Annotated in this window: 12 protein-coding genes; 11 read left to right on the forward strand and 1 reads right to left on the reverse strand. The window is 37.8% G+C overall.

The features are described 5' to 3' along the window. Positions 1–49: 49 nt before the first annotated feature. From MHH51_RS06775 to MHH51_RS06815, 9 genes are all read left to right on the forward strand, one after another. Positions 50–502, forward strand: coding sequence for an HTH domain-containing protein (locus MHH51_RS06775; RefSeq protein WP_339285160.1), 453 nt, complete (start codon positions 50–52; stop codon positions 500–502). Then, entirely contained in the window at positions 418–936 is a 519-nt protein-coding gene (locus tag MHH51_RS06780) for a WYL domain-containing protein (RefSeq protein ID WP_339285162.1), read from the forward strand. Before MHH51_RS06775 ends, MHH51_RS06780 begins: the two co-directional genes overlap by 85 nt. Before the next feature lie 384 nt (positions 937–1320). Continuing rightward, positions 1321–4071, forward strand: coding sequence for a phosphoenolpyruvate carboxylase (ppc, locus tag MHH51_RS06785; RefSeq protein ID WP_339285164.1), 2751 nt, complete (start codon positions 1321–1323; stop codon positions 4069–4071). Positions 4072–4485: 414 nt separating this feature from the next. Beyond that, entirely contained in the window at positions 4486–6147 is a 1662-nt protein-coding gene (locus MHH51_RS06790) for an IS1182 family transposase (RefSeq protein WP_339282663.1), read from the forward strand. Positions 6148–6294: 147 nt separating this feature from the next. Next, positions 6295–7347 (forward strand): fatty acid desaturase, encoded by a 1053-nt coding sequence (locus MHH51_RS06795; protein ID WP_339285166.1) that lies wholly within the window; start codon positions 6295–6297, stop codon positions 7345–7347. A 101-nt stretch (positions 7348–7448) separates the two neighbouring features. Next, positions 7449–8573: a sensor histidine kinase gene (locus MHH51_RS06800; protein WP_339285168.1), complete on the forward strand. Its 1125-nt coding sequence runs from the start codon at positions 7449–7451 to the stop codon at positions 8571–8573. Positions 8574–8575: 2 nt separating this feature from the next. Further along, on the forward strand, positions 8576–9175 hold the full coding sequence (locus MHH51_RS06805) for a response regulator transcription factor (protein WP_339285170.1): 600 nt from the start codon (positions 8576–8578) through the stop codon (positions 9173–9175). A gap of 597 nt (positions 9176–9772) precedes the next feature. Further along, complete coding sequence (locus tag MHH51_RS06810; protein WP_339285172.1) at positions 9773–11263, forward strand: MDR family MFS transporter; 1491 nt, start codon at positions 9773–9775, stop codon at positions 11261–11263. Between the two features lie 518 nt (positions 11264–11781). Further along, the gene (locus MHH51_RS06815) at positions 11782–13332 is read left to right on the forward strand and encodes a glutathione ABC transporter substrate-binding protein (protein WP_339286274.1); all 1551 of its coding nucleotides are present in this window, start codon (positions 11782–11784) and stop codon (positions 13330–13332) included. A 50-nt stretch (positions 13333–13382) separates the two neighbouring features. Here MHH51_RS06815 and MHH51_RS06820 read toward each other — a convergent pair whose 3' ends face one another. Beyond that, positions 13383–13709 (reverse strand): four-helix bundle copper-binding protein, encoded by a 327-nt coding sequence (locus MHH51_RS06820; RefSeq protein ID WP_147211958.1) that lies wholly within the window; start codon positions 13707–13709, stop codon positions 13383–13385. A 509-nt stretch (positions 13710–14218) separates the two neighbouring features. On the opposite strand from MHH51_RS06820, the gene MHH51_RS06825 reads away from it, so the two are divergent. Both MHH51_RS06825 and MHH51_RS06830 read left to right on the forward strand, forming a co-directional pair. Then, positions 14219–14995: a gluconate 2-dehydrogenase subunit 3 family protein gene (locus MHH51_RS06825; RefSeq protein ID WP_339285174.1), complete on the forward strand. Its 777-nt coding sequence runs from the start codon at positions 14219–14221 to the stop codon at positions 14993–14995. A gap of 20 nt (positions 14996–15015) precedes the next feature. Next, positions 15016–16755, forward strand: a complete 1740-nt coding sequence (locus MHH51_RS06830; RefSeq protein ID WP_156988340.1) for a GMC family oxidoreductase — start codon at positions 15016–15018, stop codon at positions 16753–16755. The last annotated feature ends 22 nt before the right edge of the window (positions 16756–16777 follow it).

Raw genomic sequence — 16777 nt, forward strand, 5'->3', positions numbered from 1 at the left:
TCATATTAAAAATAAAAAGGACGTGTTTATCATTAAAATAGATAGACATATGGGGATCGTCTCTTATTTAATCGACCATCAACAAACAACAGCAAAAGAACTATCGGAAAAGTTTCATGTAGACAGAAGAACGATTATGCGCGATATTGATGATCTGTCACTAGCTGGAATCCCTTTATACTGCAAGAAAGGAAGAAACGGAGGGATCTATTTAATGGGCTCGGTTGAAATGAATAAACCTCCTTTGTCAAAGACAGAACTAATGACCATTGAAACCAGCTTAAAGAGCAGGATGCAGGTACTCCATGATGACGCCGCCTTTAATGCCATCTTAAAATTAAATAAAATGGAAGGAATCGCTGATTTTGAAATAGATTTGTCTCTTTCCACAGGTAATATTGAATTAAGAAAAATTGTTTGGAAATACTTTTTGCGATTTGGAACAGCAGACTTATTTATTTTGACTATATTAACTCACAGGGAGAAGAATCAAATAAAATAGCAGAGCCCTATCGTGTCGTCTTTAAGGACAGAAGCTGGTATATGGACGCTTATTGTTATTCCAGAGAACGATTCAATGTTTATAAGCTTGCAAGAATATCCAATCTAAATACAAGAGGGACATTTTCCAAGAGGGATTATCAACCAATCTCTTATAATGGCGGGGAGTGGATGGAAAAAGATAATGTTCCCGTTACATTACTTGTCAATAAAGTGGTTATTGATAAATTTCTGGAGCTGTTAGGAAGAGAAAACGTGAAAAAAGTAGATGATACGTGGTATTCTGTCATTTATCCGTTAAAGGATAATGTATTTGGATACAATAAACTTCTTGGCTATGGAAAATTTTTGAAAGTGATATCTCCCGATTCCTTTCTCAGCCATTTCACAGCATATATAGATGAAGTGAAAGCTTTCTATCAATATAGTAACTAAGATAAACCATAATCTAAGTTTAGTTCACAAAGCTTATTTTTAACAAGAGAAATGAAGCGTTCATCCGGTTTTATAAGATAATATTTAAGGCAGATTTTATACTTTATAGAGAAAGCTGGACAGCTGAAGAAAGCTATTATATATTGATTTAAATCTTTAAGGTTTATTTTGATTAAGTTTCAGATTCTTAAAACAGGGAAAATATTTATTAGCTGAAATTCAAAATATCTGTATCACCAATTATATAAATGGAAAGATTGGAGAGTTATTTAACAGGTAGTGATTTCGGGATGGAAAATAATCCCTTATGTATTTAGAATTTATTATTTTTTTCAAAAGATGTTATGATATTTTTACGCTAATTGAATAGTAGGAGGAAAAAGCATGACAGAAACAATCGATAAAAATGCATCATTGCGAAATGATGTCAATATGCTTGGGAATATATTAGGGGAAGTACTGAAGCTGCATGGAGGTACAGAGCTATTTGATAAGGTTGAATCGATTCGTGAAATGACGAAAAGTATCCGAAATGAATTCGACGAAGATACATATCATACCTTAAAAAGAGAAATCAGCAATCTAAAACCGCCGCTGCGTCAGCAAGTAATCCGTGCTTTTTCTATCTATTTTCATTTGATTAATATCGCGGAGCAGAATCATAGAATCAGGCGCAAACGCCAGTATCTGCTGGATGAAGAGACCAGTCAATCCTTTTCTATTGAAAAAGCGGTCTCGAAAGTAAAAGAAAGCAGTCTTACAAATGACGGAATTCAAGAAGTGCTGAATGACTTATCGATTGAATTGATTATGACAGCCCATCCGACAGAGGCCACAAAACGAACTGTGTTGGAAATACAAAAACGTATATCGGCACATCTGCGGACATTGGATAATCCACAGACTTCACAAAGAGAGAAGGCAGACGTGGAAGAAAGTTTGTTTAATGAAATTACTGCTTTATGGCATACAAATGAACTGCGGCAAAAGAAGCCGGGAGTACTGGATGAAGTGAAAAATGGTCTTTATTATTTTGATCAAACATTATTTGAAACATTACCTGATGTCTTTCAAGAAATGGAAATACAGCTGCAGAAGCAAATTCCAGAAGGAAACTGGGAAGTACCAAATTTTATTCATTTTGGTTCCTGGATTGGGGGAGACCGGGATGGGAACCCAAATGTCACACCTGAAATTACTTGGGAGACATTGAAAATGCAGCGGAAATTGATATTGAAGAAATATGAAGCTTCCATCGTTGAGCTGATGAGACGGTTCAGTCAATCCAGTGAACGTATATCTATCAACCAGCAGTTTATTGACAGAATGGAAAAAGAAGAGAATAGCTATTTAACTGAGAGGGATAGATGGCCAATCAAGTCGGAAGTATATCGCCGTAAATTTGCCATTATTCTAAAGAGATTGCGTGAAACAGGGAAAACGTCACAAGGTTATCTTTATCCAGAAGAGCTGGTTCGTGACCTCAAAGAAATTAAGGAAAGTGCCGAAGCACATTTACCGAAGACGAAAAAACTGAAAGCAATTCGAAAGGTCATCCGACAAGTAGAGCTGTTTGGCTTTCATTTAGCGACATTGGATGTACGAAATCATAGTGGAGAGCATGAAACAGCTGTGCATGAGATTCTAACAGCCGTCCACGTTACAGATAATTACGCTGCGCTTACAGAAGAGGATAAACAAAAAGTATTATGTGAGGTTTTGAATGAACCGAGACCGTTGTTGCTTTTCGATGGGGGTTATTCTAAAGAAACGCAGGATATTTTGAAAGTCTTCAGAACAATTAAAAAAGCGCATGAGGAATTTGGAAAACGAGCTGTTGAAGTTTATTTAATCAGTATGTCTGAATCACCGAGTGATCTCTTAGAAGTCTTATTACTTGCTAAAGAAACAGGTATTTATCGTCTTTATCCAGATGGGACAGTGGAAAGTGATCTTGATGTCGCTCCATTGCTGGAAACAATTGATGATTTAATTGCAGGTCCGGATATTATGAAGACATTATTTGAAACAGAAGTATACCGTAAACAATTAGAAGCACGCGGTGAACATCAGGAAATCATGCTGGGCTATTCGGATGGAAGTAAAGACGGTGGTACATTAAGTGCAAACTGGAATCTGTTTAAAGCTCAGGAGGAAATCCATAATATAGCAAGACAATACCATATCCGTTTGAAATTCTTCCATGGCCGCGGAGGCTCTCTTGGTCGTGGTGGCGGTTCGTTGAGTACCAGTATTCTCTCTCAGCCGGCAGAGACGCTGGAGGATGGTGTGAAAATCACAGAGCAGGGAGAAGTACTTTCTTCCAGATATCTGCTTGAAGATATTGCTTACCGTAATTTAGAGCAGGCAGCCTCTGCTTTATTTACAAGGTCTGCCAAGGTTTCCAATACACCTGCTCAAGAAGAGTTGCGCCAAAAAGAATGGGAAACTATAATGGAATCCATTTCAAAAAAATCATTGAAAAAATATCAATCACTAGTGTTTGGTGACCCGGATTTTCTGACATTTTTTAATCAGGCAACCCCTTTGACAGAATTAGGTGCTTTAAATATTGGTTCACGGCCGATGAGCAGAAAGAACAGTCAGCGTTTTGAAGACTTAAGGGCTATTCCATGGGTGTTTGCGTGGACGCAATCCAGATATATGCTGCCTGCCTGGTATGCTGCAGGAACAGGACTGCAAACTTTCATCGAAGAAGACAGTAGTCATTTGAAAATATTGCAAATGATGTATAAGGAATGGCCTTTCTTCAAAGTGACCATTAACAACTTACAAATGGCATTGATGAAAGCTGATATGAAAACAGCTAAGGAATATCTGGCTTTAGTTGAGGACCAGGATACAGCGAAACGGATATATGAAGACATCGCTGATGAATACGATCGGACAAAAAGGGCACTTCTACAAATTTCCGGGAATGAAGAGCTGCTCAGCCATACGCCGAATATACAAGGGTCTGTTCACCTTCGAAATCCGTACGTTGACCCGCTCAATTTCCTGCAGGTGGATTTAATTCATAAATTAAGAGAAACAGACAATCCTCCTGAAGATTTAGTGACTGAGGTGTTACTGACGATTAATGGTGTAGCAGCAGGGTTGGTGAATACGGGTTGATCAAAGGTTAAAGAAAATACTGAACGAAAAAACAATTGGTCATTTACGGTTTGAAGTGACCAATTGTTTTTTTGATGAAAAATTGCATAAGGAAGGTCAAAATGCCGCAGGGTATTGGTTGAGAAATTCAGGAAAGGGAGTGGATAAATAAGTGTGATTCTAGCTGTTGAAATAATTTTATTGCGGTGTAATCAGTTGTTCTATCGAAACCATTTGTGCATCAAAAAAATCTCCATTGAATGAAGTTGAGGCTGGGACAAAAGCCAGTAAAAATAGAAAAAGTGACTTTCTACTATGATTTTAAGTAGGAAGTCACTTTTTTAATTTGATTAAAAAATGAAATAAACGTACAAAAAAAGGATACCTTCTGATAAAGTTAAAGTACCACTACAAAAACAGAATCGAGGTATCCTTATGTTTAAATATTATAACGTAAATCAAGTCGTTTTGCCATTAGATTTCGAGATGAAATTACAAGAAAATGATATTGCTTATACCATCCATGAATTTATCGAACAGATTCCAGAAGAAGCTTTCACCGGTTTTACCCGTCAAACAGGCTGTCCCGCCTATCACCCGCGTATGATGATGAAAATTATTTTATGTGCTTATACCCAGTCGGTGTTCTCTGGCCGAAAAATCGAAGCATTATTAAAAGATAGTGTGCGAATGATGTGGCTTGCGCAAGGATATGAGCCGAGTTACCGTACTATCAACCGTTTTCGTGTGAATCCAGAAGTAAAAGAACTATTGCGTCAGTGCTTCGTCCAATTTCGTTGTCAGCTGGTGGAAAAAGAGTTGATCGATGCGGAGGCTATCTTTATTGACGGGACCAAAATTGAAGCCAATGCCAATAAATTCACCTTTGTCTGGCGAAAATCGATCGAGCGTTATCAAACGAAACTTGTAGAGAAGTCCCATGCCCTCTATGAAGAATTAGTGGAAAAAGAAATTATTCCAGAAATCAACCGGGAAAACCCGGAAGCTCTATCGACGCAAGAACTTCAACAGATGGCAGCGAATTTGGATAAGTCAGTCCAAACGTATACGAAACAAATCGAATCGATTGAAAAAGCACAAGACCGAAAAGCCCTGCGTTCGGAACGAAAGCAGCCAAAACAAGCCTTAAAACAGGTGCACGATTTCATCTGTCGTCAAGAAAAATATGAAGAAGCCTTGGAGATTTTAGAAGAACGTAACAGCTATTCCAAGACGGATCACGACGCAACCTTTATGCGATTGAAAGATGACCATATGAAGAACGGACAGTTGAAAGCTGCTTATAATGTGCAATTGGCAACAGAAGGACGTTACGCATTAGCCTATGATATTTTTCCGAACCCTACCGATACACGAACGCTGATTCCTTTTTTAGATCGTATTGAAAAGGATTATTTTGCGTTGCCTGATGTCCTCGTAGCTGATGCGGCTTATGGAAGTGAACAGAATATAGAAGATGTCACCCTGAACCGGTTACGAACTGCCTTGATTACCTATAGTATGTACCGCAAAGAGAAGAAGAAAAAATATAAAAATAATCCCTTTAACACCGCTAACTGGGATTATGATGCCGAAATAGATGCCTTTACTTGTCCAAATGGTCAAGCTGTTACTTATCGCTATAACTCCAAACGCACAGACAAGTATGGTTACCAGCGACAATTTAAGGTCTATGAATGTGAAGATTGTACAGGCTGTCCTTTGCGAGAGCAATGTACCAAGGCAAAGGAAGGTAACCATCGGAAAATATTTTATAATGAAAAATGGGAAGCACAAAAGAAAATGATACGAGAACAGCTTTCAGATGAAGAAATGGGCAAGCTTTACGGAAAACGTAAGATAGATGTGGAGCCTTTCTTTGGATTTTTGAAGGCTAATTTGGGTTTCACTCGTTTCTCTGTACGAGGAAAATCCAAAGTGGATAATGAATTGGGATTCGCCTTAATGGCAGTGAATCTGAGAAGATACACTGCCTCTAGCTGCTTTTTTATGTATCTACTTATAAATGATTTCAAAAAAGATGGATTTCACATCAAAACCCAATGTGAAATCCATCTTTTCATTATTTTTGGCTAGTTATGTCCCAGCCTCTTCCATAATAGGAAAAATCCCCCTGATAACATGACATGTGTCATATTGAATTACTGACAACTGTGTCTAATATTTCATTGCGTTATTCTTTATACTTAAAGCCACAGTATGTTTTAAAGGGCGGGGATATAAATGAGCAAACAAAAGCAAGTACAACTTAGAAAAGACGTTATGCCATTTGCAAAATCTAAAATGAAGACAAGTATTGTTCAACTTTTAAATACGATTCCTCCATTTTTTATCTTATGGTTCTTAGCTTATCAGAGTTTAGCTGTTTCCATTTGGTTGAGTTTAGTATGCAGCATTGCCGCTGCAGGCTTTATGGTCCGGACGTTTATTATCTTTCATGACTGCGCGCATCAATCTTTTTTCAAAAATCCGAAATATAATAGACTGCTCGGAACCATTACAGGTGTGATTACTCATTTTCCTTTTGAAAAATGGAAAAGAGAACATGCGATTCATCATGCGACAAGTGGAAATTTAGATCAGCGAGGTACTGGTGATATCTGGATAATGACCGTTGAGGAATATAAGCAGGCAATAAAATGGGAAAGACTGCAATATCGCTTATATCGTAATCCAATCATCCTGTTTGGTTTAGGACCATTTTCTTTGTTTCTCTATAGCAATCGTATCAATCGTAAAGATGCGAGAAAAAAAGAACGTAGGAATACCTATATTATTAATATCGTATTGATTGCAATCTATTGTCTTATCGGCTTCCTGCTTGGCTGGCAAGCGCTTGTATTCGTTCAACTGCCGATTGCTTATATCGCTGGAGTATTGGGAATTTGGTTATTTTATGTCCAGCACCAGTTCGAGGATTCTTATTTTGAGAATGAGTCGGAATGGGATTATGTGAAGGCAGCGGTAGATGGAAGCTCTTATTATAAGCTGCCAAAATGGTTAGAGTGGATGACAGGAAGTATTGGTTATCATCATGTGCATCACTTAGCACCAAAAGTTCCTAATTACAATTTGGAGCAGGCACACCGTGAAACTCCGCCATTACACAAAGCAACTACTATTACGTTAAAAACAAGCTTGGAATCAATCAAGTTTCGTCTCTATGATGAAGAACAGAAAACATTTATCAGCTTTCGGGCAATGAAACATCGTTTAAAGCAAATAAAAGATCAAGAGATAACGGCAGTAAAGTCAACTCCTACGATTCGTTCCTAAATAATTACAACCCTCTAATCGTTTTAGGGGGATTCTTTATCTGGGAAGAGAAATATTTGGTACAATAAATAATATCCAGCAGGAACATAGGAGGCTAAATTGTGCGGCAATGGTATCATATCTTTCCGAGGAATACAGGATTAAGCATATATATTTGGGTTATTTTTTGTGTGTTGCCGTTTTACTTTATTTTTCGCTCTACTTCCATTTGGGAAATCGGGGTCGGTGTACTGCTGACGTTACTTTTCTTTGCAGTTTACTGGTTTACCTTCAATTCCCATCAACAGCTTATGTACACAGGATTAACAATGGAATTTATTATTAATATTGTGATGACGATTCTATATGGATATGTTTATTTTGCTTTATTTACTGCGTTTTTTGTAGGTAATGTTCGCGGTAAAGCAGGATTTATTACGATGTATGTGATTCATATGGTGGTAATTGTAGGGGCTATCACGGCAGGCTTCTTCTTTAACTATTCTCTGTTTTTGAATCAACTGCCGTTCTTGATTATAACCTTGTTAGGGGTTATTCTGATACCTATCAATCGTTATAATCGCTTGAAACAGGAAGAATTAGAGGAGAAATTAGAAGATGCCAACCGCAAAATTGCTGAATTTGCTATTGTTGAAGAACGACAAAGGATAGCACGTGATTTACATGATACATTGGGCCAGAAACTGTCGATGATTGGACTGAAAAGTGAACTCGTTGCGAAGTTATTGGATAAAGATCATGTGCGGGCGAAGAAGGAGCTGCAGGATGTGCAGAATACTGCCAGACATGCTTTAAAAGAAGTACGGGAAATGGTGTCAGATATGAAAAATATTCGCTTGACGGAAGAAATTGCACATGTTGAACAATTAATGGAAGTTGCACAGATTAAGCATAAAATTGTGATGAAGGTTGAACAATCTTCTTTACCAATGTTAATGGAAAGTGTATTAAGTATGTGCCTGAAAGAAGCAGTAACAAATGTTGTAAAGCATAGTCAGGCAAATCATTGTTCCATTGAGTTTTCTGAAACAAAGGAAGAAGTCAGGCTGCAGGTAGAAGATGATGGAGTAGGAAAGAATAGTATTCCTGAATTTGGAAATGGGCTTCAGGGTATGAGAGAACGCCTGTCCTTTATCAACGGGACCTTAGCTATCTCTGCACACGTTAAAGGCTTTAAAATAGATATGACGGTGCCAAAGGTTCTAAGACAGATGGAGGAGGTTTAAATTTGATTCGGATTGTAATTGCAGAGGATCAGCAGTTATTGTTAGGAGCACTAGGTGCGCTTTTGGATTTAGAGGAAGATATGGTAGTGGCAGGTAAAGCAGGTAACGGAGAAGAGCTATTGGCATTAGTCAAACAAGAGCAGCCGGATATTTGCTTGATGGATATTGAAATGCCGGTCATGACAGGGCTGGATGCTGCAGAGCATTTAAGGAATGATTCATGTAAAATTATTATTTTGACTACCTTTGCCAGACCGGGCTATTTCGAAAGAGCTAGAAAGGCGGAAGTCGATGGTTATCTGTTAAAGGATAGTCCAAGTGAGGATTTGGTTCACTCTATTCGTCAGATTATGAAAGGGAAACGAATGTATTCTCCAGAATTAATTGACCTTGCTTTTGCGGAAGAAAATCCCTTAACCAAACGAGAAATAGAAGTATTACAATTAATATCAGAGGGGAAAACAACCAAGGCGATTGCCAAGGAATTATTTTTATCCAATGGTACCGTTCGAAATTATATTTCGATTATCTTGGATAAGTTAGAGGTTGATAATCGGATAGAGGCTGTAACAAAAGTAAATGATAAAGGCTGGCTAAAATAGCAGCCTTTATCGGCGTACTTCAAATATTCGTGATAACAGTTATTTCACCAATTAAAGAAGGCTTGGAAATATGTTCTAAACTTGTGTAAAGTTGATATTTGTTGCAAATCAAAAAGAGAACAGCTTCTGTCCGCAGAATATTTTAAGAATATTAAATAACAGTCTTAATGGATAACTTTATTTTTAGCCCACTTAGAAAGTGAGTATGATTTAGGCAGATGTTATGTTAACGCTATGATGAGTTTCAAGAAGTATAGAAGCTTCTTATTTTGATTAAGATAGATGTATGAATGCAGCTGGCCTGGTATAAATATTTGATAGAGGCTGAAGCTGATTTGCTTCTTGCAGACGCTGGGAACACGTGTTAGTATTAGTTTACTTAAAGGAACGGAGGGTTTTGAAATGCTGTTAATTCCGAATAACCTCGTTAACTGAATAACAGATTGCTTGTGTAGCAAAATCGGGATTTGTCTGCCTTTTTGAAACCAATAATTGAGCTGGGAGAGAGAATCAACTCTCTTTTTTTATTGGACAAAAATGTAAAAGCTTGATGATTGCTGCCATCTTACAGATCTTAAATTGAAAGGGGTTTCGTTAATGACGGAACAGAATTCAACTAAATATGAATACCTGGCAGAAGACCCGAATTTTAAGGTTATGCCGATTATGCTATCACTAATCATTGGTGCTTTTTTTGCTATTCTAAATGAAACATTGTTAAATATTGCTTTAACAACGTTAATGGGAGAATTTAATGTCACCCTTCCAACTGTTCAGTGGATGGCAACAGGATTTATGTTAGTCATGGGAGTGGTTATCCCGGCTTCTGCTGTTCTTCTGCAATGGTTTACAACCAGACAGCTGTTTTTAGGAACAATGATTATATTTACAATTGGAACAATTATCTGTGCTGCAGCTCCGACTTTCTCTATTTTACTAGTTGGAAGGTTTATCCAGGCAGCTGGAACTGGTTTATTAATGCCAGTCATTTTTAATGTGTTTTTACTAATCTTTCCACCGCATAAACGTGGAAAGATTATGGGGATTGTTGGGCTTGTTATAATGTTTGCGCCGGCGATAGGACCAACACTTTCAGGTATTATTGTAGAGTATTTAGGATGGCGCTTTTTATTTATCTGTGTAATTCCGTTCGCTCTTTTTTCTATAGCATTTGCATACAAATATTTAATAAATGTGTCGGAAATTACAAAGCCGAAAGTTGATGTCTTATCACTTGTATATTCAACTATTGGTTTTGGTTCACTTGTTTACGGATTTAGTTCAGTAGGAGAAGAGGAAGCAGGATTCCTAAGTCCTGATGTGTACAGTTTTATTATAATTGGGGCTGCTGCCATTATTTTATTCTCTGTAAGGCAATTTAAGCTGGATGATCCTGTCTTAGATTTGAGAGTTTTTAAGTACCCAATGTATACGCACGGGGTGCTTATGTTTCTTGTTATTATGATGACAATGTTTTCATCTGAAATCATTTTGCCTGTTTTTATGCAGGGACCGTTGGCATTATCTGCTGCAACAGCTGGTCTGCTTCTTTTGCCGGGAAGCATATTAAATGGAGTGATGTCACCAGTGATGGGGCATCTTTTTGACAAATTTGGGCCAAGAGTGCTGATGATTCCAGCTTCACTTGTGTTAAGTGGAACCATGTTTATGATGAGTCGGCTTGATGCAGATACACAACCGTGGATGATCATTGTTGGTTATATATTATTAATGCTTGCTGCTTCAGCGATTATTATGCCGGCGGAAACCAATGGGTTAAATCAGCTTCCGAAACGTTTATATCCTCATGGAACATCGGTCATGACGACATTGCAGCCCGTGGCTGGTGCTATGGGGGTTTCTGTATTCATCAGTATTTTGAATGCAAGGCAGCAGCATTATTTAAATCAATCAGCCACACCTGAGAATCCCGGAACAATAAATGAAGCAATGATTGCAGGAGTCGAGCTTGTGTACTTTATTGCTTTTGCGATCTCTGTCATTGCGGTTATCTTAGGGTTCTTGGTCTATCGTGCAATGCCAAAAGACCAGGAAGAGGAAGCACAAATGGAAACCGAAGACATTTAATATCTGACAATAACAGACCCATCCTTGGTATCTTACCAAAAGACACCAAGGATGGTTTTTATTAAATTCCAGATATGAGATAAGGGATAGCTGTTTTAATGAATTTTTCTGGGGCTGTTTTTTCATCTGTTATACATTATTCAAATATCATATCTTTTAAATGTCTGCCTGCTCTTATTCCTATTAGATATTCTTTTCATTTATATAGATTGAAAAACGGAGTAAAAAGTATAAAAAAGCTTTTTTTAATAATGTCGAGTAATTTGGGCAGAAGAGCAATATTTAAAGTGAAAATAAATTTATTCTCAAATAATTTTAATCAGAAGCATTGGTAAAGCATTTGCGTCAATATTTTTAATAAGATGCTTGTTTCTTCTCTCTCTATTCAAAATAGGATATACTTATCCTCAATTAGAAGGATTGTATTCTTAGCAAAATGAATGTAATTTTACTTTTATGATAAAAAAATAGGAGGAGTAAATTTGAAGAAAATAATTGGATTGGCTTTGTTGTTTTCTATGTTGTTCATTATGGCAGCATGTGCAGACGATAGTGGACCGCAAGACGAAACGGGAGCCCCTGCCAAAGAGGCTGCTGAAGAAATGCAGTTGAAAGCGGGGCTGGCATCAGAGCCTGTATCGCTTGACCCGCATGCTGCAAATGATGGAAATTCTTTATATGTAATGAATACCTTGTATGATACGCTGGTAGAACAGAATACTGATTTGGAAATACAGCCTGCATTGGCTGAAAGTCTGGAGCAAATCGAGGATACGATGTGGGAGGCGAAGCTGCGTGAAGATGTCACTTTCCATGATGGATCAGCCTTTAATGCAAAAGTAGTTAAAGCAAATTTAGATCGTGTACGTGATCCAGACATAGGCTCTCCACTTGGTTTTCTATTTGACATGATTAAAAATGTCGAAGTGATTGATGATTACACAGTTCATATTGAAACAGAATATCCGTTTTCCGCATTACCTGCCCATTTAGCACATCCTGGCGGTCATATGATCAGCTTGGAAGCGATTGAAGCAGATAATGAAGCAATTGCAAATGGTGAAGAGCCTTTTTCTACTATTAATGAAAATCCGGTGGGAACAGGTTACTTTAAATTTGAGGAGCGTGCAGTCAGTGGAGAAATTACTGTAGTAAAGAATGAAGATTATTGGGGAGAGCAGGCTGGAGTGGAAGCTATTGCTTTTCATTTTGTTCCGGAGGACTTAACTCGAATTGCTGAACTCCAGACAGGAGATTCAGACTTTATCTACCCCGTGAATGCCAATAATGTTGAAGAAGTGGATGACAATGAAGGTACCCATGTAATGCAGTCTGACAGTGCCAGTATGACATATCTCGGTTTTAACGTAGAGCGTGAGCCGTTTAATGATGAAAGAGTTCGTCAGGCTATTGCAATGACCATTAATAAAGATGAAATTATTAATGGTGTTCTAAATGGGATTGCTTTACCTGCCAAAGGGCCTCTTGCCCCGACTGTATTTGGCTATGATGAAAATATAGAACCCATAGACAGAGATGTGGAAGAAGCGAAAACATTGCTGGAGGATGCGGGTTTTGCAGATGGCTTGGAAATAACCTTAATGGCTTATGATACAAATACAGGCGATATTGCACAGGTTATTCAATCCCAGCTGAAAGAAATTGGAATTGATGTAAATATTCAAATGACAGAAACGGCCACCTATTTGGAAGATACAGCAAATGGCAGTGTCGACATGTTTTTAGGGAGTTGGGGAACGGTGACATTGGACGCTGATTATGGATTATATCCAATGTTTCATTCCGACAATGCAGGTGCACCAGGAAATCGTTCCTTCTATGCAAATGAAGAGGTGGATGAGCTGCTGGAGCAGGCAAGACAAGAAGGGAATGAAGCAGCACGCTTATCCCTGTATGCCGATGCACAGCAAATTATTGTAGATGAGGCGCCAATTGTACCTATTTATCATTCTGTACTTTTATCCGGTTTGCGTGATGAAGTGAATGGATTCTATCAGTTTCCAAGCAGCTTCCCATTCTTTAGAGATGTTACTATTGAACCGGAATAATGTAGAAAGAAGCAGTTCTTTGGACGACAGAGCTGCTTCTTTTTTTGCATTTAAGCAATCTTTTTACATGCTTCTGCACATTGAAAACATGCATCAGCACACTTCTGACAATGCTCATGATCATGCTGTCTGCATTCATTTCCACATGCTTCACAAATGGCAGCACAAACAGAAGCTAGCTCAGCAGTAAAAGGAGTATCTCTGCATAAAGCTTGTGCAAGATAGGAGCAAATTTCAGCACATTCCCGGTCTAAACGGATACATCCAGCCATCATTTGTATATCTTCTTCTTTAAGGCATGCATCATAGCAGTGGTTACAGGCAACGATACAACTTTGCAGTGCCTCAATTAACTGCTGATGTTGTTTATGCAACATAAAAAAACCTCCGTAATGTATTTTTTAGCTTACATGTTATAACGTTCCCCTGTAATTAAATATTAATCCTTTTTTTGACTGCTTTTTCAAATTCTATCATTTATCTAAAATACAATATAGATTCAAAGTATCTGATATTTTTACTGGGTGAAAATAGAATGAAAAGATGTTTATTTAAACATCAGTTATATATAAGACAAATTATTCATATATATATTTATACCATGACGTAAGGGAATAAATTTAAATGGTCAATCAATTTTAAGGAGTTTTTTTATATTAAAATAAATAGTTTTAACTTTTATTTTTGGAAAATTAAAAATGTTTATGTTTTCCTATTTTCTTAAATATAACCAAAAATAATCTCAAGAAGCATTACAGATATATATTTTCTACTGATTACAGAAACACATCATATAGATAAAATAGTTCTTTCTACCATTGTCTTGAAAGGAGGTACTTCAAATATATATGTTGAAGTTGTGATTTGAAAAAAAGGGGGAAATCACATGACAGAAAACAAAGATGTCAACCAAAAGAATGTAAGTGATAATCAAGAAGAAGTAGATCTATCGAAACGTCAATTTATAAAGACTGCAGGGATGACAACCGGTGGAATTGTTGGCGGGATTCTTTTAGGAAGTTTTATAAGTAAGCCTTTTAAAACAGAGAAGTACGAGCCTGCTTCTGAGGATAGTCATCATCATGGTTCAGGGGGGCATAATACTTTTACAGAAGCGATGCAGTTTTTTACGAGAATTGAAGATTTATTAACACTCTCGGCAGCGGCAGAAATCATATTCCCGGAGGATGAAAATGGCCCCGGAGCAATTGCTTTGGGCGCACCCTATTATATTGATAAGCAGTTAGCATCCCCGTGGGGGAAAAACATAGACGACTATCGGAAACGGCCATTTCTTGAAGGGGAATCTCCTTTAAATCGTGGAGATACCATGCTGACTGGTTTACGTAAATTGAATGAAGTCAGCCAGTCCAAATATAATGATATTTTCAATAATTTAGAGGAAGATGCACAAATTGAAATTTTACAAAGCTTTGAGGCAGGAGAAATAGAAATGAATCTGGTTTCTTCCGCTGGATTTTTTGCACTATTAAGACAACTGACACTGGAAGGTTGTTACGCTGATCCGTTATATGGCGGCAATAAGGATATGGAAGGCTGGAGAATGAAGGAATTTCCTGGAGCGTATATGTCTTATACAGATGTTGTAGAAGCAGAGGAATTTGTTAAAAAAGAACCGATGAGCTTAAGCAACCATATGTAATGTAAGAAAAGGGGGATAATATGGCGAAAAAATTAGATAAAGTGGATGTTGTTACTGTCGGTGTCGGCTGGATGGGTGGAATTGTTGCGGCAGAGCTTACCAAGGCCGGTTATAAGGTGGTGGGCCTTGATAAAGGAAAAGAGAAGGATATAAAGGATTATCTCCACACACATGATGAAGTACGTTATCCGGTGAGGGGAGAAGGCTACGAAAAATTAACCAATGAAACCTATACAGTCAGAAATACACTTGAAGAAGATGCCCGGCCGATTAGAGATAAATCGACAGCTGTTATCGGAGAAGGTATCGGCGGGGGAGGAAGTCATTGGGGAGCGCAAACACATCGTTATTACCCTTATGATTTTGAGATTCGTTCCAAAACAATTGAAAAGTATGGGGAAGAAAAAATCCCTGAAAATATGACTTTACAGGATTGGGGAATTACGTATGACGAATTAGAACCGTATTATGATAAGTTTGAAAAAATGGCAGGTATTTCTGGTGAGCCAGACCCAAATTACCCGGAACGTTCGGACGATTATCCAACACCGCCTTTAAAAAAGAATCGTCAAATGCTTCTATTTGAAGAGGCTGTGAAAAAAATGGGGTATAATCCATTTGTTATTCCTAGCGGTACACTTTCAGAGCAATATACAAATCCGGATGGTGAAACATTAAATGCCTGTCAGTATTGTGGATTTTGCGGAAGTAACTATTGTGAATATGGAGCGAAAGCTGATCCAGTTATGACAGTAATCCCGACAGCAAAAAAAACCGGCAATTTTGAATTGAGAACACATGCAAGGGTAATTCGAATATTACATGAAAATGGAAAAGCAGTTGGTGTATTATATGAAGATACCAGAACGGGACAAGAATTCGAGCAGCCAGCAGATTTAGTTGTATTGACAAGCTATGTATTTAATAACGTCCGGCTGCTGTTATTATCTGAAATTGGTAAACCATATAACCCGGAAAACGGGACAGGTGTAATCGGAAAAAACTTTACAGATCATCATGGCGTGACGTCATCGCATGGTCTGTTTGATAATGAAAAATTTAATAATTATGTATCCACTGGAGCATATGGAATGGCGATAACAGACTATACAGGGGATTTAGTAGATCATCATGATTTAGATTTTCTGCATGGCGGTCAAATTGAAGCACGTATTACAGGGAATGCACCAGTAGCGAATAATATAGTGCCGGAGGGTACACCGCAATGGGGGAAAGAATTTAAAGAGAAATCTTTATTTTATGCGAATCGATTTCTTATGATATTCAGTCAAAAGGCTACTCTTCCTTATCAAGAGTATTATCTTGATCTGGACCCGACCTATACAGATGCCAACGGGGATCCGTTAATACGGATTACATGGGATTATTCAGATAATGACAAGGCAATACATGAATTTATTCAAGAAAAACATGTTGAGATTTTAGAAGAGATGGGAGCAACACATATTCTGGCTTATCCAATGCCGGAGCATTTCAGCGGAGGACTTGCCTTTCAGCATAACGGTGGCGGGGTAATCATGGGAAAAGATCCAGAAACATCCGCTGTAAATAGTTATTTGCAAATGTGGGATATGGATAACCTGTTTGTATGTGGTGCAAGTGCTTTCCCGCATTTCAGCTGTACCAATCCGACAACAACAGCTGCGGCCTTAACCTATCGTGCAGCAGAAGGAATGATGGAATTCCTAAAAAATGGCGGTCAGCTGGTGGAAGCAAAGAGTCAAAAGAGACTGGTTTAATGTACGAAAAAATTTATTTGAG

The organism is Oceanobacillus sp. FSL K6-3682 (genome assembly GCF_037976165.1).
GTDB classification, from domain to species: Bacteria; Bacillota; Bacilli; order Bacillales; family Amphibacillaceae; genus Oceanobacillus; species Oceanobacillus sojae.

Excerpts from the sequence above, each read along its gene's own strand:
- MHH51_RS06810 (WP_339285172.1), top strand. The coding sequence starts at position 9,773 with ATGACGGAACAGAATTCAACTAAATATGAATACCTGGCAGAAGACCCG.
- MHH51_RS06820 (WP_147211958.1), bottom strand. The coding sequence starts at position 13,709 with ATGTTGCATAAACAACATCAGCAGTTAATTGAGGCACTGCAAAGTTGT.
- MHH51_RS06815 (WP_339286274.1), top strand. The coding sequence starts at position 11,782 with ATGTTGTTCATTATGGCAGCATGTGCAGACGATAGTGGACCGCAAGAC.
- MHH51_RS06825 (WP_339285174.1), top strand. The coding sequence starts at position 14,219 with ATGACAGAAAACAAAGATGTCAACCAAAAGAATGTAAGTGATAATCAA.
- MHH51_RS06775 (WP_339285160.1), top strand. The coding sequence starts at position 50 with ATGGGGATCGTCTCTTATTTAATCGACCATCAACAAACAACAGCAAAA.
- MHH51_RS06795 (WP_339285166.1), top strand. The coding sequence starts at position 6,295 with ATGAGCAAACAAAAGCAAGTACAACTTAGAAAAGACGTTATGCCATTT.
- ppc (WP_339285164.1), top strand. The coding sequence starts at position 1,321 with ATGACAGAAACAATCGATAAAAATGCATCATTGCGAAATGATGTCAAT.
- MHH51_RS06790 (WP_339282663.1), top strand. The coding sequence starts at position 4,486 with ATGTTTAAATATTATAACGTAAATCAAGTCGTTTTGCCATTAGATTTC.
- MHH51_RS06830 (WP_156988340.1), top strand. The coding sequence starts at position 15,016 with ATGGCGAAAAAATTAGATAAAGTGGATGTTGTTACTGTCGGTGTCGGC.